The sequence below is a fragment of the Nocardia sp. JCM 34519.1 genome, assembly GCF_020361265.1.
Taxonomy (GTDB): domain Bacteria; phylum Actinomycetota; class Actinomycetes; order Mycobacteriales; family Mycobacteriaceae; genus Nocardia; species Nocardia arthritidis_A.
Genome location: NZ_JAIRBR010000002.1, coordinates 60,847 through 84,110, shown reverse-complemented (window position 1 = coordinate 84,110; position 23,264 = coordinate 60,847). Strand labels below are relative to the sequence as shown.

20 protein-coding genes and 1 pseudogene are annotated in these 23,264 nt (G+C 65.8%); 10 read left to right on the top strand and 11 right to left on the bottom strand.

Annotated elements, in window-relative coordinates:
• Window positions 1-20 precede the first annotated feature (20 nt).
• From LGY53_RS06645 to LGY53_RS06620, 6 genes and pseudogenes are all read left to right on the top strand, one after another.
• On the top strand, window positions 21-1,376 hold the full coding sequence (locus tag LGY53_RS06645; RefSeq protein WP_225725759.1) for a hypothetical protein: 1,356 nt from the start codon (window positions 21-23) through the stop codon (window positions 1,374-1,376).
• Between the two features lie 101 nt (window positions 1,377-1,477).
• Window positions 1,478-2,269: a TIGR03084 family metal-binding protein gene (locus LGY53_RS06640; RefSeq protein ID WP_225725758.1), complete on the top strand. Its 792-nt coding sequence runs from the start codon at window positions 1,478-1,480 to the stop codon at window positions 2,267-2,269.
• Between the two features lie 446 nt (window positions 2,270-2,715).
• Window positions 2,716-3,354 carry a hypothetical protein gene (locus tag LGY53_RS06635; protein ID WP_225725757.1) on the top strand — a complete coding sequence of 213 codons (639 nt, stop codon included), beginning with the start codon at window positions 2,716-2,718 and terminating at the stop codon, window positions 3,352-3,354.
• Between the two features lie 17 nt (window positions 3,355-3,371).
• Entirely contained in the window at window positions 3,372-4,562 is a 1,191-nt protein-coding gene (gene lhgO / locus LGY53_RS06630) for an L-2-hydroxyglutarate oxidase (protein WP_225725756.1), read from the top strand.
• 183 nt (window positions 4,563-4,745) lie between these two features.
• Entirely contained in the window at window positions 4,746-5,216 is a 471-nt protein-coding gene (locus LGY53_RS06625; protein WP_225725755.1) for an SRPBCC family protein, read from the top strand.
• 10 nt (window positions 5,217-5,226) lie between these two features.
• Window positions 5,227-5,694: pseudogene (locus LGY53_RS06620) on the top strand (ribonuclease H); the annotation flags it as partial.
• A 321-nt stretch (window positions 5,695-6,015) separates the two neighbouring features.
• Here LGY53_RS06620 and LGY53_RS06615 read toward each other — a convergent pair.
• The 9 genes from LGY53_RS06615 to LGY53_RS06575 form a co-directional block, all read right to left on the bottom strand.
• Window positions 6,016-6,936, bottom strand: a complete 921-nt coding sequence (locus LGY53_RS06615; RefSeq protein ID WP_225725753.1) for a hypothetical protein — start codon at window positions 6,934-6,936, stop codon at window positions 6,016-6,018.
• 131 nt (window positions 6,937-7,067) lie between these two features.
• A complete protein-coding gene (locus tag LGY53_RS06610) occupies window positions 7,068-8,249 on the bottom strand; it encodes an MlaD family protein (RefSeq protein WP_225725752.1) in 1,182 nt (393 codons plus the stop codon).
• Entirely contained in the window at window positions 8,246-9,328 is a 1,083-nt protein-coding gene (locus LGY53_RS06605) for an MCE family protein (protein ID WP_225725751.1), read from the bottom strand. The genes LGY53_RS06610 and LGY53_RS06605 overlap by 4 nt, the downstream gene beginning before the upstream one ends.
• Window positions 9,329-9,336: 8 nt before the next feature.
• Window positions 9,337-10,428, bottom strand: coding sequence for an MlaD family protein (locus LGY53_RS06600; RefSeq protein WP_225725750.1), 1,092 nt, complete (start codon window positions 10,426-10,428; stop codon window positions 9,337-9,339).
• Window positions 10,428-11,423 carry an MCE family protein gene (locus LGY53_RS06595; protein ID WP_225726255.1) on the bottom strand — a complete coding sequence of 332 codons (996 nt, stop codon included), beginning with the start codon at window positions 11,421-11,423 and terminating at the stop codon, window positions 10,428-10,430. Before LGY53_RS06595 ends, LGY53_RS06600 begins: the two co-directional genes overlap by 1 nt.
• Window positions 11,423-12,466, bottom strand: coding sequence for an MCE family protein (locus tag LGY53_RS06590; RefSeq protein WP_225725749.1), 1,044 nt, complete (start codon window positions 12,464-12,466; stop codon window positions 11,423-11,425). Before LGY53_RS06590 ends, LGY53_RS06595 begins: the two co-directional genes overlap by 1 nt.
• Window positions 12,463-13,992 (bottom strand): MlaD family protein, encoded by a 1,530-nt coding sequence (locus LGY53_RS06585; protein WP_225725748.1) that lies wholly within the window; start codon window positions 13,990-13,992, stop codon window positions 12,463-12,465. The genes LGY53_RS06590 and LGY53_RS06585 overlap by 4 nt, the downstream gene beginning before the upstream one ends.
• Window positions 13,993-13,998: 6 nt before the next feature.
• On the bottom strand, window positions 13,999-14,862 hold the full coding sequence (locus tag LGY53_RS06580) for an ABC transporter permease (RefSeq protein WP_167478840.1): 864 nt from the start codon (window positions 14,860-14,862) through the stop codon (window positions 13,999-14,001).
• A 4-nt stretch (window positions 14,863-14,866) separates the two neighbouring features.
• Entirely contained in the window at window positions 14,867-15,676 is an 810-nt protein-coding gene (locus tag LGY53_RS06575; RefSeq protein WP_225725747.1) for an ABC transporter permease, read from the bottom strand.
• 564 nt (window positions 15,677-16,240) lie between these two features.
• On the opposite strand from LGY53_RS06575, the gene LGY53_RS06570 reads away from it, so the two are divergent.
• Complete coding sequence (locus tag LGY53_RS06570) at window positions 16,241-16,903, top strand: S1 family peptidase (protein WP_225725746.1); 663 nt, start codon at window positions 16,241-16,243, stop codon at window positions 16,901-16,903.
• Between the two features lie 51 nt (window positions 16,904-16,954).
• On the opposite strand, the gene LGY53_RS06565 is transcribed toward LGY53_RS06570, so the two are convergent.
• Window positions 16,955-18,415: an MFS transporter gene (locus LGY53_RS06565; protein WP_225725745.1), complete on the bottom strand. Its 1,461-nt coding sequence runs from the start codon at window positions 18,413-18,415 to the stop codon at window positions 16,955-16,957.
• Between the two features lie 40 nt (window positions 18,416-18,455).
• On the bottom strand, window positions 18,456-19,067 hold the full coding sequence (locus LGY53_RS06560; protein WP_225725744.1) for a hypothetical protein: 612 nt from the start codon (window positions 19,065-19,067) through the stop codon (window positions 18,456-18,458).
• A 259-nt stretch (window positions 19,068-19,326) separates the two neighbouring features.
• Here LGY53_RS06560 and LGY53_RS06555 point away from each other — a divergent pair, with 259 nt between their 5' ends.
• The 3 genes from LGY53_RS06555 (at window position 19,327) to LGY53_RS06545 (ending at window position 23,204) form a co-directional block, all read left to right on the top strand.
• On the top strand, window positions 19,327-20,538 hold the full coding sequence (locus LGY53_RS06555) for a serine hydrolase domain-containing protein (protein WP_225726254.1): 1,212 nt from the start codon (window positions 19,327-19,329) through the stop codon (window positions 20,536-20,538).
• 15 nt (window positions 20,539-20,553) lie between these two features.
• Entirely contained in the window at window positions 20,554-21,948 is a 1,395-nt protein-coding gene (locus LGY53_RS06550) for a cytochrome P450 (RefSeq protein WP_225725743.1), read from the top strand.
• A 350-nt stretch (window positions 21,949-22,298) separates the two neighbouring features.
• Window positions 22,299-23,204, top strand: a complete 906-nt coding sequence (locus tag LGY53_RS06545) for a L,D-transpeptidase (RefSeq protein WP_225725742.1) — start codon at window positions 22,299-22,301, stop codon at window positions 23,202-23,204.
• The last annotated feature ends 60 nt before the right edge of the window (window positions 23,205-23,264 follow it).

Below are 23,264 nucleotides of genomic sequence, written 5' to 3'. Positions count from 1 at the left end.
GACTAGGGGAGAATCCAGCGATGACCACACTTTCGGCCGGTGTGCTCATCGATTGGGAGCAGCTGACCGGCCAGCCGAAGTTGGTGGTCGATCTGATCACCTTCCCGGTCTTCAGCGCGCTCGCCGGATGGCTGACCAACTGGACCGGTGTGCTGATGTTGTTCTGGCCGGTCCGGTTCCGTGGCATCCGCATTCCGGGACTCGCGGTGCTGTACCCGTACCTGCCGCGCCGGGTGCAGGTGCTGCCGACGTTCTCCGGCGACGGCAAGCAGATCGGCTTCCAGGGCTTCATTCCGGCGCGGGCCGAGAAGATGGCCAGCATCTGTGTGGACAAGGCGCTGATGCGGATCGGCAACCCCAAGGATTTCATCCACGAACTGGATCTGGAGGCCGTCGCCGATTACATCGCGGTGCTGGCCCGCAAGGAAGTTCAGCCGCTGGTCAACGAGCTGATGCTGCGGGAGAATCCGGATCTGTGGCGGGGTGTTCCGCGCACCATTCAGCAGATCGTCTATCAGCGGGTGGAGCGGGAGCTGCCGACGCTGTGCCGCAACGCCTTCCAATCGCTCGGCGACAATGTCGATCAGCTGATCGACATCAAGAGCTTCGTCATCCGCTATCTACGGGCCAATCCGGACATCCTCAAGGATCTCACCACCAGCATCGCGGCGCCGGAGCTGCGTTTCATGGTCCGCGTCGGGCTGCTCGGCGCGCCGTTCGGCCTGCTGCTCGCGCTGTATATGAATGTGCACCACAGCATTCCGGTATTCGGCTGGCTGCCCGGCTGGATCATCGTGCTGGCCAGTGCGGCGGCGATCGGGGTGCTGGTGAACGTGATCGCGATCAAGATGGTGTTCGAACCGGGCGATCCGCAGCCGCGCTACCGATATCTGTGGCGGCAGGCGCTGCTGGCCAAGCGGCAACCGCAGGCCGCGAGCGATCTCGCGAAGATCCTGGCCTACCAGGTGCTCACACTGCCCAATCTGGCCACCGAATTATTGGAAGGCCCCAACGGAGACAAGACTTTTCAGCTGCTGGAGCGGCTCATCTCGGCGGAGATCCACCGTCAGCTCGGGCCGACCACCTCGGTGGTTCGGGCCGCGTTCGGGCGGCGTCAGTTCGACAACCTGAAGGTGGGCGCTGCGGGTGCGGCGGTGAGCCTGGCGCCGAGTCTGGTGGAGGATCAGGCCTTCGCGCTGGAGCAGGCCAAGAAGATCGATGAATTCGCCGCGCGCAAGCTGCAGCAGCTGAGCCCGGGGGAGTTCATGGAGATGTTCTACGCCTCGGTCGAGCAGGATGCCTGGCTGCTCTACCTGCACGGTGCGGTGCTCGGGCTGGTGGTCGGGGCGGCGCACCTGATCGCCTTCGGCTGGTGAGCCGATAAAACAAGCATGCGTGCTTGCATTTCTTCGGGCTGATTGCGATGCTGGACCGCGAGCCGCGTTCGGCTCGTCGCCCGCGGGAAGACAGGGATCAGATGGCCGACCTCGACGCTCTGCTCAGCGATTTCACCGCCGAATGCGCGGATCTGGAGCGCCTGGTCGCCCCGCTGGACCCGGGCGAATGGGCCCGCCCGACGCCGGCGCCCGGCTGGACCATCGCCCATCAGATCGGTCATCTGGCCTGGACCGACGAGGTCGCGACGACCGCGGCCACCGACGCCGATGCCTTCGCGAAGCTGCTGGCCGCCGCCGCGCCGCGCGCGCTGACCTTCGTCGACGAGGGCGCCGACGAGGCCGCCGCCACCGCACCCGCCGAACTGCTCGCGCGCTGGCGGGCCGGGCGAACCGGACTGGTCGCGGCGCTGCGCGCGGTTCCGGCCGGAACCAAACTGCCGTGGTTCGGCCCGCCGATGAGCACCGCATCGATGATCAGCGCCCGCATCATGGAGACCTGGGCGCACGGACAGGATGTCGCCGACAGCCTCGGCGTCGACCGCACCCCGACGGCACGGCTGCGCACCGTCGCCCATATCGGCGTGCGCACCAGGAACTTTGCCTACTCGGTGCACGGAAAGCCCGCTCCGGCAACGGAATTCCGGGTAGAGTTGACCGCGCCCGATGGCGGGGTATGGACCTGGGGTCCCGAGGACGCCGAACAGCGGGTGAGCGGTCCGGCGGTGGATTTCTCCCTGCTGGTCACCCAGCGCAGGCATCGCGACGATCTGGCACTGTTGACGATCGGCCCGGATGCGGCCGAATGGCTCACCATCGCACAGGCTTTCGCCGGACCTGCCGGTAACGGCCGAAAGGCGGGCCAGTTCAACTGACCCGCCCGATGCTCCGGCCCTGCGGGGGGCCGATCGCGACACCCCGACTCGCGGCGGCAAATCGCCGCCGCGCACACGATTTCTCCTGCGCGCGGAACTATTTGGACGCCGGCGAGCGCCACACTTGGGTGCGCCGTTCGTGTCGACGGCCGGACGCCGTTGGCCGGGGTGTCTCGATGTGGCAGTCGAGAATGGCGCTCGCCGACTAAAAAATGTTTTACCCCGTTGTCGACGCACGGAAACATGAACGTCCCTCGGCATTAGAAGCGATACGGCATCGTGCCGGGCCAAACGTGATCTTGACCGCACGGCTACCGCCTGTTCACCCGGGGCACCGTAACCTGGACGAGCGTACGGCTTTCAACGACGCGGGCCGCCATATCCGATCCGCGGCGTAGGCAAATCTCGCCTGAACGCCGCCAACCGGCGGAAGGAGAGAACGTATCGTGTCGGCAACCAGGCTCGCCCATCACCCCGCATCGAAGCGCTCCACGACGCCGGGCCAGATCGCGCGGCATACCGCGATCGTGCTCGCCGGAGCGGCCAGCCTCACCCTCACCGTCGTCGCCGGGGCGTATGTCGCCAATCAGATGACCGCGACCGGCGGTCTGTCCGGCGCACACGCCGCACCGGCCACCCCGACGCCGCGCGAGGACATCGTCACCGGCCCGGTGCGTATCGAGACGGTGCTCACCAGCGAACGGCACGAATTGCCGCCGCCCGCCGCTCCGTTATCGACCGAAGTGACGAAACCGGCTGTATCGCAAGCCGATTCGCCGGTCCGACGGACGGGTGGACGGCTCGGTCTCGGGGCGGCCTTCGTCGGCGCGCAGCTGGATCCGCCGCGCACCGGCTCGTACGGCGTCACGGTCGACACCAACGCCTTCACCGTCCTGTCCGAGATGTTGCTGCCGAACCAGGTCCGGCAGCGCCTCGGCGTTGCGCCGGATGGAATCACGAAGGTGCGCACCGAAATCGACACCGGCAGAGGTGTTGTGCTGCTGACGGTCTCCGATCCGGCCATCGGTGAGCAAAGCCTGTGCCTGACTCGGCCGCACGGAGATACCGCGCGCACCGTGGCGTAGAAGTACTGTCCGAGGACATGTACGACTACTGCGTCATCGGCGGGGGGATCGTCGGGGTCGCGACCGCGCGGCGGATTCTGCAGCGCCATCCGGGGGCGGAACTGGTGCTGCTGGAGAAGGGCGCGCGGCTGGCCGGACATCAGACCGGGCACAACAGCGGGGTCATCCACTCCGGAATCTATTACGAGCCGGGCAGTTTGAAGGCGCGGCTGTGCCGCCGCGGCGCCGCGCTGACCAAGGAATTCGCGGCCGCGCACGACATTCCGTTCCGCAGCTGCGGAAAGCTGCTGGTCGCAACCGATTCCGCGGAGCAGCGGCGGATGCTCGCGCTGTATGAGCGGTCGGTGACCAACGGCGTCGAGGTCGAGCTGATCGACGCGGCGGAGCTGGTGCGCCGCGAACCGCATATCACCGGAGTCGGCGCGCTTTTCGTACCGGATACCGGCATCATCGACTATCGCCGGGTGACATCGGCCATGGCCGACGAGGTGCGCGCCGGAGGCGGCCGCGTCGAACTATCCGCCGAAATCACCGCCATTACCGAAACCGATTCCGCGGTAGCGGTTTCCGGGCCCACCGGCGGATGGACCGCGAAGCGGCTGGTGGTCTGCGGCGGTCTACAGGCCGATCGGCTGGCCCGGCTGGCGGGTGTGCGCACCGATTTCCGTATCGTCCCGTTCCGCGGCGAGTACTACCAATTGCCCGCCGCACGTGCGGAATTGGTGCGCACCCTGATCTATCCGATTCCGGATCCGAGCCTGCCCTTCCTCGGCGTGCACCTGAGCCCGACCATCGACGGCGAATTGACCGTCGGCCCGAACGCCGTGCTCGGGCTGTCCAGGGAGGGTTACCGGAAGGGCAGTTTCGATGCCGGGGACGCGCGCGAGGTGCTCGGCTTTCCGGGTATGCACCGGGTGGCCCGCCGCTACGCGCGAACCGGCCTGCGTGAGTTGCGCAATTCGCTGTTCAAACGCGGCTATCTGGCCGAGTGCCGTCGCTACTGTCCGGAGCTCACCGTCGCCGATCTGCGGCCGCGCGAGGCGGGTATCCGCGCCCAGGCGGTGCTGTGCGACGGAACCCTGGTGCACGACTTCATGATCGAGCGCACCCCGCGCTCGGTACATGTGCTCAACGCGCCATCGCCCGCGGCGACCTCCGCGATGCCGATCGCCGAACATATCGTCGATCAACTGGATACCGACCAGTAAATACCAACCGACCACCCGGTCGTGATGTGGAAATCCTGTTCACCAAATTTCCGGGCAACGCTCCAATAAAGAGGAGAGCTGTAGTACTTTTGTCCGCAGCCGCGGCGACGCGGCACCAGCGACGGGCCGGATGCGGCAGTTTGCGTCACAGGCACCGCGAATGCCGCATATCAGGAGGGGCCGATGGGCCACATCAAGTTTGCGAGTGACGTCGGAGCACCGGTCGAGGTGGCGTTCGGATACGCCGACAACCACCTGTTCGTCCCCGACTGGATGTTCGGCGTCGTCGGATTCGAACCCACCGGCGAGGTCGACAGCGGGCCCGGCGCCACCTTCACCACGACCGCACGAATCGGCCTGTGGCGCCAGGTATTCGAATGCGAGATCACCGAATACCGGCGCAACGCGGTGCTCGCCTACACCCTGCGCGGCAAGCTGCACGGCACCCTTACCCTGCGCTTCGATCCGCTCGGCTACGGCCGCTCGGCGCTCACCTCGGAGGCGGAGTACGCTGCACCGCGTGGCTTCTTCGGAAAGCTCTGCTCCGGATTGGTCGATGCCGCCGCGAAATCGGCGCTGCGTCGTACGGAAGCCCAATTGCGAAGGGAGATAGAGGAATTCCACGGTACCGATCTTGTCGGTCGGATTGCGTAGGGTGCCAGCCATGATCATCGTGAGCACCGACGGATCCTGCCTTCGCAATCCCGGCGGCGCCATCGGCTGGGCCTGGGTGAACCACCAGGGTGCGACGCGCAGCGGCGGCGCCCCCTCCGGCACCAACCAAATCGCCGAATTACGCGCGGTATTGGAGGCCATCGTCGCGCATCCCGGCGCGGAGCCCATGCTCATCGAAAGCGATTCGCTCTACGCCATCAAATGCGCGTCGGAGTGGATCGCGAGCTGGCGGCTCAACGGCTGGCGCACCTCCGCGGGTGCGCCGGTCAAGAACGCGGACCTCATCAAGCAGATCGATCGGGCCATCTCCGGGCGTCCCGGGCCCGTCCGATTCCGCTGGGTCCGTGGACACGTCGGCAACTACTTCAACGAGCAGGCGGACGCGCTGGCCGGGGAGGCCGCACGCCAGGCGGCAGCGGATCCGGCTGCGCTCGCGGCGGAACCGACAGCGCCGGAACTTACGTCGGATCTGGCAGTGCCGGATCTGGCAGTGTCGGAACTGACAGCGCCGGAACTGACGATGTCGGAACTGGCAGTGCCGGAATTCGCGGCATCGAAATCGGCAGCGCCGAAATCAGCGGCGAAGCAAACAACCGTCTCGTCTTCGAACGGGGGCGCGCAGCCCGCTGCGCGCTCGCGGGCCGCGGGGAAGACGGTCACGCAGGCTCAGACGCTCACGCTGTTCTGAGTCGCGCGCGACCGTAGTGGCCCGCCCGAAAAGACCTCCGGCGGTGGTGGCTCGGGCCCACCGCCGGAGGTCGCGGCTCAACTCCTACTCTCAGTTGCCCTTCGGCGGCGCGGGCGGATTCGCCGGTTGGTTCGGCGCGGGCTGCCCCTGCTGCGGCTGCCCCTGATCCGGTCCCGACGGCACCGGTACACCGCTGGGCAATCCGCCGTTCGCACCCTTCAGCTGTGGCGACTCCAGCTTGTCCACCAGCCACTTGTCACCGTCGCGCTTCATGGTCGCGGACAGCACCAGCAGTGCCCGTTCCGGGGCGCTGCCCTGCTGGGTGAAGTTGGCGCGGTACTCGGTCAGCGAGATGAGCACCTTGCCCGAATCCTTGTCGCCGGATTGGTAACCGCACAGCACGTCATCGGACCACGACTTCACCTTCGCCTGCACCATGGCGTCCTTGAGCAGCTTCGCCGCATCGCCGTACTGGGAAAGGAATTCACCGGAGGATTCGGACTTGATCTTGTTGATCCAGCCGTCGAGATCCTTCGAATAGTCGTAGGTCGCGATATCCCGGCCGAATGCGCAACCTGCGGATGTCGCGTCGTCGCGGGCCGCCAACTTATCGCTGCGGTCCTTGGCCTGCAGATAGAACACCACCACCGCGGTGATCGCGCCGACCAGCAGCACACCGGCGACGAATGCGGCGACGATGGCCATGGTGTTCGACCTGGCCGGTGCGGCATCCGATTTCGGCTCTGCGCGCTTCTTGTCCGGCTTCACCTTGCCCTTTTTATCCGCGGCGTCGGACTTCTCGGCCTTCGCCTCCGCCACGGAATCCTCGGCTGCGGCAGCGCCCTGCTCGTCGGCCTTCGCCTCCGCCGCGGTTTCCTCGGCTTTGGCTGCGGCAGCGTCCTTTTCGCCCGCGGCATCATCCGACTGCGCCGCGGCGTCGGTATCCTTCTCGTGCTCGGTGTCCTCGGTGATCGCGGTATCCTTGCCGGTCGCGGCGTCGTCGGTAGACATCGATATATTCCTGCACTTTCCCGGCGCGCGGGCGCGCCGATCGGCTGACCGGCTCGCTGGGGTCGAGCCGGTTCGCGTTCCACCGGCGAGTATGCCCGGACCTGCGGTGTCACCGCCGGGCCGGGTACGACTCACCGCACCGGGGGCAGGGTCCGTTCGTTCGGATCCACACCCGGCGGCATATGCGCGCCATTGTTCGGCACGTCGGGCCGCGGTGCATTGGCCGCGCCGCGGATCTCCTGACCAGGCGGCGGGTTGTCACAGTAGTTCCACTTGGGCAGGCTGCCGTCCTGCACCACCTCGGGGCGAATCGGCTTCGCGTTGGGGTACTCGCAGAACGGCCGCATCCAGATGTCGATGATCGCGTGGAATTCACCGTCCCATGCGGGCACGCCGAGCGCATCGGCGCCCAGTGCCAGCGAGGGGAACAGCGCCCGCAGCGCGGGCGTGCGCAGCTGCGCCGCCTTGGTCATCGCCGCGAAATTGGCGGCGAGGCTGGTGATCGGGTCGGCGGTCTTGTCCAGCACCGCGCCGAGGCTCTTCAGCTGACCGGGCGCCTTCTCCAGCACCGCCTGCAATTCCTGATTGGCATTGTTGAACTGCTGGAACAGCGCACCCGAATTCCGGGTGAGGGTTTCCAGATCGGGTTGGGCGTGCGTGGTGGTCTCGGTGATGGTGCGCAGGTTCGCGATCAGATTGGTGGTCTGCGGCAGCAGATTGTCGAAACCCGCTGAGGCCAGGCTGATTCCGTTCACCAGGCCGCGCAGCTGATCCGGGCCGCCGCTGAGCGCGGTATCCAGCTCGTTGAGGATGACGCTGAACTTCTGCGGATCGATCTGGGCGATCAGCGCGCTGGAATTGTCCAGCACCGACCACACCGGGGTCGGTGTCTTGATCTTGTTCGGATCGAAGCGCACCACGGAACCGTTGCTCAGATACGGCGATTGGTCGGTGCCCGGCCGGAAGTCGATGTACTGCTCACCCGCGCCCGAGAGCGCCTGCACCGAAATATCGGAATCCACCGGAATCCGGTACTTGCTCTCGATCTGCGCGACCGCGGAGATGGACTGCCCACGATCGGTGAGCTTGATCGAGGTGACCTTGCCGATGCGGTAACCGCGCAGGGTCACATCGTTACCCGGCTGCAGGCCGCCGGAGCGGTCCAGATTTATCGTCACGTCGTAGGTGGACTTCAGCGGGTTCACCCGCATGACGCTCACCATCAGATACGACGCACCGATGACCAGCACCACGGCCAGGCCGAGGTTGGACAGAAAGATCTTGCTGCGCAACAGTTTCCGCAGTCGGGTCACCGATGGCCTCCTTGCACCCGCTGCTGCACTATCTGCAGCACCTGGATCAGGCTGCCCGCGAAATCCTGCAGATCGTTGAGATCCTGCAGCTTGCCGTGCTGCGGATCGGTCAGCGCGCTGAGATCCAGGTTGGTCGCGTAGGCGAAGACCGCGAAACCGCTGCCGCGGAAGGTCGCGTCCACCTTGGGCCGGATGGTGTGCAGGCGATCCAGCAGCACGCCGAACTGATCGCCGGTCCGGCTGAGCGCGTCCATCAGCGCTTTGGTGTTGTCGAGCAGGCCGGCCAGCTGCTGGCTGGAGGTGTCGGCGTAATCACCCAGTGCCGCACTGGTTTTCGACACCTTCTGCAGCAGATCGCCGAGCGCTCTGTTGTTCTCGGCCACCGCGCCGATCATCTGCGGCAGCGTATCGGCCACCTGGCCGAGTTCGTTGCGCCGCGATTCGATGGTGTCGGCGAAACCGTTGAATTCACCGAGCACCGCGTCGACCCGGGCCGAGTTGGCATTCAAATTGCTGACCACGCTGGTCATTTGGGTGATCAGATGGGCGAGCTGATCGCCGCGCCCACCGACGATCGAATCCAGCTCCGAGGTGAGCTTGCTGAGGCTGGCGATGCCACCGCCGTTGAACAGCATGGAGATCGAGATCAGCAGCTGCTCGACGGTCGCGCCCGCCGACGTCTGCTCGATCTTGTCGCCGTTTTTCAGCATGGCGGCGCCGGGTTCGGTCTTCGGCTTCGACACCGCGACGAAGACGTCACCGAGCGGGGTGGCCTGCCGCAGTTCGGCGCTGCTGCCCTTGGGCAGTTCGATGTCTTTGCGGATGGTCAGATCGACGATGGCCTTGAAATTCTTGGTCCGGATATTCGAGACCACCCCGACATCGGAGCCGCCGATCTTCACCTTCGCCTGATCCGGCAGATTCAGCGCGTTATCGAATTCCGCTGTCACCGTGTAGGTTTCGCCGGAAAGGCCCGGTTTGGGCAGCGGCATCTTCTCCACCGTCAGGCCGCAGCCCGAGGTGACGCCGACGGTGGCCACCGCGGTGGCCGCGAGCAGCGTGCGACGAACCTTGCTCATTCGGCGTGTCATTTCGTCAACCCCAGCAGTGCCGCGGTGAGCCCGTAATCGGGCCCGAAATCCTGCATATTGCCGGTCCGGCAGCCGTCGGCCCGCATCTGGACCCGCTCACAGAAGACGCTGACCATCTCACCCGACAGCGCCGTGCCGATCAGCGCCTGCAGCCGGACGTAGTTGTGCTGCCGATTCATCATGTTGTCGATGTTCTGCATCAGCATCGGCGCGACATCGACCACCTCGGTGATGCCGTATGCGTTGGCGCGCAACTGATTCGTCACATTGGTCAACCCGGCCAGCGAACTCGCCAGCTTGTCCTGGTACTGCGAGAACGCCCCATTGGTATTGGCCAGGAAGGCGTTCATCTGATCCAGGGTGGCCTGCAGGCCGGGCGCCTGCTCGGCGAGCAGGCCGGTGAGCTGCGTCGTCCGGTTGCTGAAATCCCTTACCGCCTGGTCGTTTTCGGCGAGCATGGTGGTGAGCTCGTTCAGCTTGATGATGATGTTGGAGACGGCGTCCTTATTGTCGACACCCACCTTCAAAGCACTGGACAGCGCGTTGAGCGTATCGCGCAACTTCGTGCCGTTGCCGTTGAGCATCGGGTAGAGCACCCGGCCGGACAGCGGGCCGACACCGTCCTGCCCCGGTTCCGGTTTCAGCGCCGCGGCGAACTGATCGATGGTTTTGATCATCGTGTCGAGTTCGACCGGGGTCTTGGTCTTGGCCAGCGGCAGGTGCGCGCCGTCCTTCAAGGTGTCACCCGCGGTGTACACCGGGGTGAGCTCGATATGCCGGTCGGTCACGATGGATGGCGAAATGATCGCCGCCATCGCGTCTTTCGGGATCTTGACGTCTTTGTCGATCGACATGTGGACCTCGATCATGGTGCCGTGCGGCACGATCTTCTCGACCTTGCCGACATTCAACCCCAGCACCGTCACCGGGTTGCCCTCGTACATGCCCGCGATGTTCTGGAAGTCGGCGGTGATCTTGATCGTATTGCCGAGCGAATCGTTCACCGAGCTGGGCAGCAGCGAGCAGCCGCCCAGCGTCAATGCCAGCACGCCGGCCGCGAGCGCCCGTGTCGCCGATTTCAGTTTCATCACTGGCACCCCTCGATGACCTTGGTGGCACACAACCAGTTGTCCGGGAAGAGCCACGGCACCCCCAGCGAGCCGTACGGGCCGTTACCGCCGTACGAATTGGCCAGGTAACGAACCGTCGGCGGCATGATGGACAGCAGCCGGTCCAGGTTGTCCTTGTTCTTCTGCAGACCCTCGGCCATGGTGTTCAGCTGATCGATGGTCGGGCCGAACTTGCCGTTGTTCTGATCGCCGATCTCCCGCAGCTGCCTGGTCAGCGTCGCGATATTGTCCAGCAGCTGGCGCAGCAGGCCCTGCCGCTCCATCACCCGATTCGCGATGGCCTCACCCTGGGTGATCACCAGCAGCACGCTGTTGCGGTTGTCACCGAGGATCTTGGTGACCCGGTCCAAATCCTTGAGCAGGCTGTCCATTTCGCCCTTGCGCTGATCCATCACCTTGGCGATGGCGCCGATGCTGTCCAGCGACTGCGCCACCAGCGCGGGGGAGTCGCCGAGCTGCTTGTTGATCAGGTTGAGCGAATCGGCGAGCTTCTTGGTGTCCAGCGCCTCGAATTTCGGGGTGCCCTCCTGCACGACATCGGCCAGGTTGTACGGAACGGTGGTGTTGGACACCGGAATCCGGCCGCCCTTGAGTCCGGAGCCATCACCCGGATCCACGTCGACGTAGCGGGCGCCGAGCAGGGTGGCCATCTTGATCGACGCCTTCGCGTCGGGCCCGAACTTGATGCCGTGGTCCACATTCAGGGTCAGCAGCACGTGGCTGCCCTCCAGTTTCGCGCCCGCCACCTGGCCGACCTGAACACCGGCGACATTCACCTTGTCGCCCACCTTGATGCCGGCGGCCTGCACGAATTCGGCCTTGATGGACTGCTGTCCGACCCCGAGCAGTTTGAACGTGCTGGAGCCGACGAGCAGCAGCACGACGAGCGCGCCACCGATGATGCCCAGCCAGAAGTAGCGATTGTTGTTGAAGCGGGTCCGCAGCTTGGTCATCATGGTCTGCACACCGCCGAATGCTGGTTGCCGCCGATCTGGGAGAACAGTCCGCGCGGGAAGAGCACGCCGTACAGCGAGACGTCGAGACCGCAGATGTAGCCGGTCGCGTAGCCGCCGTCGGAGGTGTGCCTACCCGCGTCGGCGAGGACGCTCGGCAGATCGATCGCGGCCTGGTCGAGCTTGGCGCCATTGGCCAGCAGCAGGGCCAGCGCCGCCGATGTCGAGTTCTGGGTATCCTGCAGCTTCGGCTGGATCGTGCCGATCATATCGACCAAAGAGCTTGTCGCCGTTGCGATTTGCACCGTGGACTGCTGCAGCGACTGGCCCTGTTCGTAGAGCCCGCCGATCAGCGCCCGGGTCTGGGTCACCAGGGTCTCCAATTCATCACCTCGCTTGGCCAACCCCTGCATCACGCCGGACAGGTTGCCGATCACATCGGACAGAATCGCGTCGCGTCGCTGGAAATCCGACGCCAATGTCGCGGCCTGGGTGACGAACGTGCTCAGCGACACGCCATCACCCTGCAACGCCTGGATGAACGTTTCCGACAGCTGGTTCACCTGCTCGGGCTGCAGCACCTGGAACAGTGGCTGAAAACCGTTGAGCAGCGCCGAAACATCGAACGACGGTTCGGTGCGGTCCACCGGGATGCTCGCGTTGTTCTTCAACTGCCGCGGCGACTGCGCGCCGCCGGGCGCCAGCGCCACATACCGCTGCCCGATCAGGTTCTGGTAGCGGACAAGGGCTTTGGTGTCGTCGAAGATCGGCTGATCGCGCTGCACGACGAAGGTCACCTTGGCCACCGACTTGCCGAGCTTCGAATCCCGGGCCACCGCTATCTTCTCCACCTTGCCGACCCGCACGCCCGCCATGCGCACGTCATCGCCCTCGTGCAAGCCGAGCACATCGGTGAATGTCGCGGTGTAGGTGTTGGTTTCGCCCGTGACGACGCGGGCCAGCGTATTCCACACCAGCAGCGTCACCAGGACGGAGACGATCGCGAAGAGTCCGAACCCGATCAGCGGTTTGCGAATACTCATCGGCCGGAACCCTTTTCGGACACGGTCATGGTCCCGCCCTTCAAAATCGAACTCAGCAGCAGGTATTCGGCCGCGGTCGGTCGACGGCCGAGCAGCGCGGTCATCGCATCCTGACCCTGCAGCGCGATCGGGGCGGCCGACGGCGTGCCCTCGGCCGGGGCCTGCGGCGGCGCCGGCGGCGCGGCGGGTGCGGGCTGCCCGAGTCCGGGCAGTGCCGGGATCAGTCCGTCCAGCGGCGTACCCGCGAACGGGTTCGGCACGCTCGGCAGGGTCGGCAGGGTCGGCAGGGTCGGCAACTGCGGCAATCCGGTGATGCCCGAAGCCATATGCCCGTCCGGACCCGGCATGGTGATGCCGGGAATGAGCGGCAGCCCCGCCAGCGGAAGTACCGGCGGCAGTCCCTTCGCCGAATCCAGCGCGCGCGGCTTCAGTTTGTCGGGCAATTCACCGACATCGGCGACGGCGGGCGCGGTGGCACAGCTCGGCCCGGCCAGATCGCCGTAGCGCGGGCAGTCGGCCACGGTGTACGGGCCGTACGGGGTGAGCGTGACGCCGACGTTCCACACCATCTGCTGTTGCGGACCCCACTTGAAGGTGGTGTCCAGCTTCCTGACAGTTTCGCTGAGGTTGAGCAGCGCCTGGGTGACGGCGTTCGGATCGCTGGTGAGCGCGCCGAACATATCGCTGGTGCCCGCCGTGACCTGCTTGCCGATATCGCCGTTGCGGGCGAACAGGTTATTGACCGTATCGACCGTGCCGCCCGCCCCGGTGAGCAGCGCGACCAACTGGCCGCGCCGGTCGGCGATGGTCTTGGCCGTTGTCACCGAGGTGCCGAGCACATCCATCAGCTCCGGTGCGGACTGGTTCAGCGCGTGGAAGGAATTCGAGAAATCGTCCAGCTGCGCACCGAGATTCGGCACCGCGCCGCGCACCCCGGCCAGCCAGTTGTCCAATCGCTCGACGGTGGATCCCGGCATCCGGCCGCTGCCGTCGAGTGCCTGGGAGAGGGTGCCGAGCACCCGGCCGAATTTGATCGGGTCGATCTTGTCCAGGATATTGCGGACCGTGGTGAGGGTGTCCTGCAGCGCGATGGTGCCCTCGCTGCGATCCTCCTCGATGGTCGAACCCTGGTGCAGGTACTTGTCGCTGGGCCCGTTGAACACCAGCTCCACCGAGGTGACCGCGAACAGGTTGCTCGGCACCACGCGCGCGGTGACATTCGACGGGATATCACCGGCGAACTCCGGCTTCAGATCCATATGGACCTGCTGCAGTTCACCTTTCGCGGCGACGGAGACATCCTTGACCGCGCCGACCAGCACGCCGCGGAACTTCACATCGGCATCCGCGGGCAGCCCGTCACCGGTGGTGGTGAGATTCGCCGTCACGCCGACCTTTTCCTGCAGCAGCCCCTTGTACCGCACCAGCAGGAAGCTCAGCACCAGCGCGAAGACAACGAGGCCCGCGACCCCGGCCAGCAGCAGCTGGCGCATCGTCGGGCCGCGCCCGCTCGGATCAATGATCATGTGGTCTTACCCCGAAATACGGATTCCGGGGTTGACGCCCCAGATGGCCAAGGTCATGAAGAGGTCGACGAATACGACGGCGATGATGCAGTTCTTGATCGCCCGGCCGGAGGCGACACCGACACCCTCCGGGCCACCAGAGGCGAAAAAGCCGTAGTAGCACTGGATGAAGGTGGTGATCGCGACGAAGATCAGCGCCTTGAGCAGCGAATACAGCACATCGTGCGGTATCAGGAACTGGTAGAAGTAGTGCTGGTAGGTGCCCGCCGCCGTGCCGCCGATCAACTGGACGGTCAGCGAGCAGGAGATGTAGGCGACCGCGAGGCCCAGGCAGTACAGCGGAATGATCGCCACCATGGCCGCGAACATTCTGGTGCTGATGAGGTAGGGCAGCGGCCGGATGGCGATCGACTCGAGCGCATCGATCTCCTCGGAGATCCGCATCGCGCCGAGCTGCGCGGTGAAGCGGCAGCCCGCCTGCGCGGCGAAGGCCACCGAGGCGAGCAGGGGACCGATCTCCCTGGTGGTCGCGAATGCGGAGATCGCACCGGTGATCGGGCTGAGCCCCAACAGGTTCAGCGAGTTGTAGCCCTGGATGCCGACGGTTATCCCGCCGAACCCGCTCAGGATGACGACGACGCCGATGGTGCCGCCGCCGACGACGAGATTGCCGTTGCCCCAGGTGACATCCGAGATCAGCCGCCAGACTTCCTTCGGATAGTGCTTGAGCGCCAACGGAATCGAACCGAGCGAGCGCAGCAGGAAGAACACCTGGTGGCCGATTCTGGCCACCCAGTCCAGCGGCGCCTGCGCGCCGCGCTGAACCGCGCGGAAGGGCCGCAGCAGCGGTGGTACGTAAGTTGAGGACACCGGATCAGCCCACCTGTGCCGGGAACAGTGCGTTGTAGATCTGGGTGATGATCAGGTTCACCCCGAACAACATGATCGCGGAGCTGACCACCGCCGAGTTCACCGAGTTGGCGACGCCGCCGGGGCCGCCGCGGGTGTTCAATCCGGTGTCACAGGCGATGATCGCCGCGAGCAGTCCGAAGATCAGCGATTTGATCAGCGCGGCGAGCAGGTCGCGGGTCACCGCGAAGGAGGAGAAGGTGCTGATGTAGGAGCCCGGAGTTCCGTTCTGCGCGAAGACATTGAAGAAGTAGCCGGTCAGGAAGCCGACGAAAACGACGAAGCCACAAAGCAATACGGATACGATCATCGCCGCGCCGAGCCGGGGGGCAACCAGCCGGTGCAGCGGGTCGACGCCCATCACCTTCATGGCGTCGATTTCTTCGCGGATGGTGCGGGAGCCGAGGTCGGCGCAGACCGCGGAGCCGACGGCGCCGGCGATCATCAGCGAGGTGACGATGGGCGCGCCCTGCTGGATGATGCCGAGGCCATTGGCCGCGCCGATGAACGAGGTGGCGCCGACCTGACCGGCGACGGATCCGACCTGGATGGAGACGATGACGCCGATCGGGATGGCGACGAGCAGCGTCGGGGCGGCCGAGACGCTGGACATGAAGGCGCATTGCCGGATGAATTCCCCGAACGGGAAGCGCCGCCGGAAGATCGAGACGAAGAGTTCGGCGACGGCGGCGAACCCCATGGTGATCTGGCGGCCGAAGGTTTCGACGGAACGCTTCGGGTGGTCTTCCCAATAAGCCTTCGTCCAATCGACCACATCACTGAACCGCGAACCTGGTGGACTCTCGGTCGACTGCACTGGCTAACCCCTCTCGACGCCGGTTGCCCGCCCCGACGACTTGTTTGCTTGACGCACCTTACTACGGAGTAGTGCGGAACACACCACTGTCGTGTGATTGCGGTCATAGATGAACGTCACCTTCACGAAAATGACGTGACCAGGGCCGGGAGACTTGTCCGGGAGACCAAGTGACCAGCCCGTCTTCTGGTACAAGTTACAGTGAAGCCGCACGCCAGACCGGCCGCTCAGAGCCCGATTCTTGATTTAATCGGATTGGACTCGTAAAAATTATTCTGAAAATCTAAAACGGACAACGCGCAAAAGTCGGCAAAATGAAACACTCGCGACACGCGGTCCGATGATCAGTGCAATAGCCCTTCGCTATCGCTGAGCTATATGAGACGCGGGGCTAAATCTGTCCGAAAAGTGTACAGAAGCACCATTTTGGACACCCAGAAGTACGTGACGCGCCCGAGACCGAATACTGACACGATGGGTGCGACAGATTGATATGGTGCGGCTTCCGACGTCTGGAGGGACATGTTCAGCAAACTCGCCAAGGCGGCCACTGCCGTCTTCGCCGTTGCCCTTGGTGCGGCACTGCTCGGGACCGGCGCCGCGCACGCCGCGGGACCGGTCATCGGTGGGGGCTCGGGCATCATCATCGACAACCAGTTCGAGTGCACGGTGACCACCGTCGGCTGGGACAACTCCGGACATCTCATCGGGCTGACGGCGGGGCACTGTGGCGATCCCGGCGCCCAGGTGTTCGCCGAGAAGGACCGCGGCGCAGGCCAAATCGGCCGATTCGTCTACTCCAACCACGACCTCGACTACGCGATCATCCAGTTCGACCCGGACAAGATCACCCCGGTCAACCGCATCGGCAACGTCACCATCACCGGACTCGGCCTACCCGCGCAGTTCCCCCAGATCGTCTGCAAGGAGGGCCGCACCACCGGCAATACCTGCGGTATCACCTGGGGTGACGTATTCCAGACGAATGTCGAGACCTGGTCCCAAATGTGTGTGGTGGAAGGCGATTCCGGCGCACCCGTGGTGGTCGGCACCACGCTGGTCGGCATGGTGAACGCCTACCTCGCCCTCGCCTGCTTCGGCCCCGAGGTCGGCACCAATATGAATGCGATCATGGCCGATATCAACGGTCGCGGCGGTGTCGGAGCGGGCTTCAACCCGATCTGATCGACCAGCGTCCCTCGAGATTTCGGATGAGCGAGCCCCCAGCGGGCTCGCTCATTTTTTATCGGCGACCGGCAGCGACGGCGCCACCGCGGGCCCGCCGACACCGCACTGCGGCAGGCAGTCGACATTGTCCAGTTCCGGCCGGCGCCGCTCGGGCCGCAGCATGACACCCGCGAGCAGGGCGCCCGCCACCAGCAGTCCGGCGCAGATACCCATCGCGACGGTGAATCCGTGCGCGAAGACATCCGGGTCGTGTAGCGAACCGGAGATACCGGCCAGGCCGGGCAGCGCGGCGACCGCGAGCAATTGCGCGGTCCTGGCGACGGCATTGTTCACCCCGGACGCGATACCCGCCTCACTGGACGGCACCGCGCCGAGCACCGCACCCGTCAACGGGGCGACCAATGCCGAGAGGCCGAGTCCGAACACCAGGACACCCGGCAAAACATCGGTGAGATAGGCGGTTTCGCGCCCGATCCGCAGCAGGAGCAGCAGACCGGCCGCCGCGAGCAGCGGACCGATCGTCATCGGGATGCGCGGGCCGTGCGCCTGCGCCCAGCGACCCGCCGGCGCGGAGAGCACCAGCATCAGCAGGGTGATCGGCACCGTCGCCGCACCGGCCAGCAGCGGTGAATATCCCGCCACCAGTTGCAATTCCAGCGTCAGCAGGAAGAAGACGCCGCCGAGCGCCGCATACACCGCGAGGGTGACCAGATTCGCCGCGGTGAACACCCGCGACCGGAACAGTGATGGCGGCACCAGCGGATGATCACTGCGCCGCTCCACCACCACGAACGCCGCGAGCAGCACCAGCCCGGCCACCGCGAGCAGCGGCATCCGGTCGATCAGGCCGAAGGTCAGCGCGCCGAGCCCGAGGGCGACCACGACCGCGCCCGGAACATCAAGGCGCGCGGGGGCATTCGGATCGTGACTGTCCGGCACGTGGCGCAGCGCCACCAGCACGACCACCGCGGCGAGCGGCACGTTGAGGAAGAAAATGGAGCGCCACCCGGCCAGATCGATCAGCCAGCCGCCGAGGAACGGGCCGAGCGCGCCCGCAACGCCGCCGAATCCGGACCACAGCCCGATCGCCGAACCCTGATCCCGCGAATCGATCGACGAGGAGATGAGGGCCAGGCTGCCGGGGGTGAGCATGGCGCCAGCGACGCCCTGCAGCACCCGCGCCGCGACCAGCATCTCGATATTCACCGCCGCACCGCACACCACCGAGGCGATCGCGAAACCGATTGTGCCCCAAACGAATACCTTGCGACGGCCGAGTTTGTCGCCGAGTGACCCACCGAGCAGGATGAACGACGCGAGGGTGAGCGTGTAGCCGTTGAGCGTCCACTGCAGGCCCGCGACATCGGTTTTCAGCTGATCGCCGATGCGGGGGAGGGCGATATTGACCACCGTCGCATCCAGCATCGCGACCGCGGACCCGAGGATGGTGGCCAGCAGGATCCAGCGACCGGAAGCCGATCGCAGACGCGGCAGCTCGGTGCTCGTCACGTCTCACAACATACGCAGGACGACCGACAACTCGGGCGATTCAGAGGTCTTGGACGCAAACCACGAAGTGGCGTTCCTTCTTGACGAATCCGCTGTTGCCCGCGCCGCAGCTGTTCACATCGGCGACGTTCTGCAGGATCTTCAGCACCTTCACCCCGTCCTTGGTGTGCGGGGTGCAGTCGATGCGTTTGGCGATATCGCCGCCGACATCCATGCAGCCGCCGACCACCCAGTCGATATCCAGGCAGAACGCGCCCTGTTCGACGCCGTTGACGGTTTCCACGTAATAGCTGTCGCGGTCGCTGACGCATTGTGAGCTGCGCTGCGTCTTGCCGATCACCTTGTAGTTCGATTCCGGGCTGCCGCAGGCGGCCTTATCTATGGTGGCGTCCTCGGTGGTGCCGCCGAGGGTGACGCAGTCGCCGATCTCGGCCTGGAAATCGGTCTTACCCGGCTTGGGTGCGGTGGTCGGTTTATTGGACGGCGTCGTCGGCGGCTTGGTGACCGAAATGGCGTCGACGGTGCCGTTCGCCTCGGGTTCGGCCCGGCCGCTGATCGTCGAACCGCATCCGGTGACGAATACGGCCGTGAGCAGAGCCAGCGCCACAACGACCAGCCGACCCAATGCCCCTCGCTTCCATTGCCGAGACACGAGTCCTCCAACGCCGCCGAACATCACGCCATAAATACACCATGCATCAGGTGCCGTCGAGTCGGCGTAACTTTCGGCCGCGGTGCGTGTTTCGTCCGGATCAGCCCGTCGGAGCTGCGAAGTTGCCCGCGATCGCTACCCTGGGAATTCAGCCCCGTTGGGGACCCTCGGGTCAGGAGGTGTGGCGATGGTCGCGGCTTTCCAACCCCTACCGGCCGATGGGCCCGCGAGCGGCCACCGGCTGTCCGCCCCCAGGGAGATGCTGGTGACGCCGGAGTTCATCCGGCTGGCCGATCACTTCTTCGGCATGTTCACCCAGCCGAACCGCGGCGGCGGTGCGCTCGCCGTCTACTTGCACGGACGTCCGGTAGTCGATATCTGGGCCGGTTGGGCGGCCAAGGATCGGCGCTGGAACGGCGATAACGTCGCGCTCACCTTCTCCACCGGAAAGGGTGTCGCGTCAACCGTGGTGCACCGACTCGCCGAACGCGGGCTCATCGACTACGAGGCGCCGGTCGCGAACTACTGGCCGGAGTTCGCCGCACATGGAAAACACGACATCACCGTCCGCGATGTGCTCGCCCACCGGGCCGGATTGCATCGGGTGCGCGGGCTGGTGCCGGGCCGCGAGGGCATTCTCGACTACGACGCCGTGGTGCGGGCGCTGGCCGACAGCCCGGCCGATCCGCGGCGCATCCGCTCCTCCGGCTATCACGCGATCACCTTCGGCTGGCTGGTGGCCGAGATCGTGTCCAGGGTGACCGGTCGATCGTTCACCGATGTGGTCAGGGCGGAGATCGCCGAGCCGTTGGGCGTCGACGAATTCTGGTTCCGGGTACCGGAATCCGAGCGCTACCGGATCGCGAAGATCTTCCCGCATCTGAGCCCGCCCGGAATCCGCTGGAATACCGCGTCATCGGTGCTTTCCTGGGTGCGCCCGATCCGCGGGCTCGCCGAGGCGGGTATGCCGGAGAGCTTCGACGAGCTGGTCCGCGATCCGCGGGTGCACGACGCGGTGATGCCCGGCTGGAACGGCGTGTTCTCGGCGCGGGCGCTGGCCAGGATGTATGGGGCCATCGCCAACGGCGGCCGGATCGACGGCACGCAGTTTCTGCGGCCGGAGACGGTCGAGATCATCGGCGAGACCCAGCCCGCCGAGGGCCGCGACTATGTGCTCGGCTTGCCGCTGCGCTTCACCCTCGGCTATCACCGGCCGGTGCTGATGTCCAAGCAGCAGCCGCGAAAAGCCTTCGGGCACTACGGTATCGGCGGTTCGGGCGCCTATGCCGACCCGACCAGCGGAATGGCGATCGCCTTCGTCACCAACCGCCTCGGCAATGCCGCGACCGCGCTGGGCGACGCGCGCCTGGCCCGGCTGGCCGCCCTCGCACAGCACACGGTGCACCGCATCGAATCCGGCGCCGGTGCGCCGTCCGATACCGGTGCGTCCCCGAACCGACTGACGGGTTAGTTCGTATACATCGATATGGGTGTGCGGGCGCGCGGTGCGAATGGCGAAATGCGCGGCGGCCCGCGCCCGCCCCGGCTCAGCGCACTGCACGCGGTGGCGGCCGGAATCGATTTCGAGCGGTACTTCCGCTGGCGGCGGGCCCGCGAGGGCGATCCGTTCTACGTGCGCTTTCCCGGATTCGATCCGGTGCTGTTCACCGGGACGCCCGATGGCGCCCGCGAGATTTTCCGCGCCCCGGTCGACGCGCTGAAACCGCCGCGGCCCAATCCGATCGAGCCGATGGTCGGCGGCGCCTCGCTGATCCTGACCGCGGGCGAGCGGCACCGCCGGGACCGGGCACTGCTGGCTCCCGCCTTCCATGGCGCCCGGATCCGCGCGCTCGCCGAGCGCATCCGGGATTCGGTCGAAACGGAAATAGACGGCGGCACAACGGGTTCCGGGAAGGCCTGGACGCCGGGCCGACTGATCGATTCGCGAGCGGCGGCTCGGGCCATCACGCTGCGGGTGATTCTGGAGGCGGTGCTCGGGGTGGACAGCGAGGGCCGCCGCGCCGACTACATCGCCACGACCGCCGAATTCCTCGACGGGTTCTCCGGGCCGCTGCTGCTGCCCGCGCTGCGACTCGGACTGTTCGGGCATGCGCCGTGGGATCGATTTCTGGCGGCGCGGGACCGCCTGGACGAATTGCTCCGCGCCGATATCGCCAGGCGCAGAGCCGATTCCACGACAGCGCGCCCCGATATTCTCAGCGCGCTGCTGAATTGCACCTACGACGACGGCAGCCCGATATCCGACGCGGACCTGTGCGAGCAACTGCGCACGCTGCTGGTGGCCGGTCACGAGACGACGGCGACCACGCTGGTGTGGGCGCTGTTCCACCTGCATCGCGAGCCGGCACTGCTCGGCCCGCTGCGCGCGGAGGTGCTCGCGGCGGGCCGCGGCGCCAGCGCGACCGAGCTGGCGGGCCTGCCGTACCTCGATGCCGTCTGCCAGGAAACGCTGCGGCTGCATCCGCCGGTGCCGATCGTATTGCGCGGGCTCACCGAATCTTTCACGCTGCGCGGGGTGCCGCTGGCACCGGGCGACATCATGGGGGTCGCGGTGCCATTACTGCATTCGGATCCCGAGATTTGGGATGAACCGGAACAATTCCGGCCCGAACGCTTCCTCGATCGCGGCGAAAAGGGTAAATACTCCATGTTCGAGTTCGCGCCGTTCGGCGGCGGGCATCGCCGCTGCGTCGGCGCGACGCTCGCCGAATACGAGCTGCGAATTGCGCTCGCCACCATCGTTTCCCGCGTCGAATTGCGTTTGACCACGCGCTATGCCGATGGTTCCGCACCGCTGCCGGTGCCGCACAACATCGCGACCGGTCCGCGCCGCCCGATCCCGTTCGAGGTGGTCGGTTAAGTCCCACCGGCTCAACCTCTTTGAGTGATTTACATCACTAAGCCGTTTGGACGCGCCGGAATCGGCCGATGGGATACCCGCCGGTAGCTCCGCCGGACACGCCGATCTGACCGGCAACTTTCACGAAATGCGGTGCCACACAATGCGATATGTGTCGCTCGACACACCGGACGGTCTGCTGGAATTACTCGCGAATACCGCTGGCATACGCCCACCGCCGGACGGTAGGAATGTCGGAGGGTCGGGCCGTCAAAATCCGCGGGGCGCTTCGTCGCAGGCCCCGCACCAAGGAAAGAAATCTCCCTCGCCGTCGCGTGTGCGGGGCGAGAGATGGAATGGACGAGAAACCTATGCATGCCGCTTTGTACAACAGGACACCGCTGCAATCCCGTCGGGAAGGACGGCTATCCCGCCGACTGCGGCAGGGCCTGTTGTTGACCGCCGCCTGCGCGGCGGCAGGCGCGGCGATCGTCGCTCCCGCACAGGCCGACACCGGCCTGCCCGGCCTGCTCGGCTCCGGTTCCTCGGGTAACGCGGTCCAGCCGCCGCAGCAGCCGAATTTCGCGCCGCCATCGATCAACGTGGCCGACGGTGACACCGTCGGTGTCGCACAGCCGATCGTCATCAGCTTCAAGGATCCGGTGCCCGATCACGCCACCGCCGAGAAGTTCATCAAGATCACCTCGTCGAAGAAGGCGCCCGGCCACTTCTACTGGCGCGGCGACCAGCAGGTGCGCTGGCGGCCGGACCAGTTCTGGCCGGACAACACCGACGTCAAGGTGGAGGCCGGCGGCACGACCACCTCGTTCAAGATCGGTGACGCGCTGGTCTCGACCGCCGACGACAACACCCACCAGATGACCATCACCCGCAACGGCGAGGTCATCAAGACCATGCCGATCGCGATGGGCAAGACCAAGCACGAAACGCCCAACGGCACCTACTACGTCGGCGAACAGCTGCGCAAGATGATCATGGATTCGTCCACCTACGGCGTGCCCACCACCGACCCGGAGGGCTACAAGGTGGAGGTCGAGTACGCGACCCGGATCTCCTACAGCGGCATCTTCGTGCACGCCGCCCCGTGGTCGGTTGCCCAGCAAGGCAATTCGAACGCCAGCCACGGCTGCATCAACGTGAGCACCGAGAACGCCAAGTGGTTCTTCGAGAACGCGAAGAAGGGCGACCCGGTGATCGTGCAGAACACCAAGGGCGGCACGCTGAGCCCGTCCGACGGCCTGGGCGACTGGAACTAGTCCCGCCTCTCCGCGTCTTCGGGCCAGACCTAGGTGCGGAGACCGTCACGTTGGCGACCG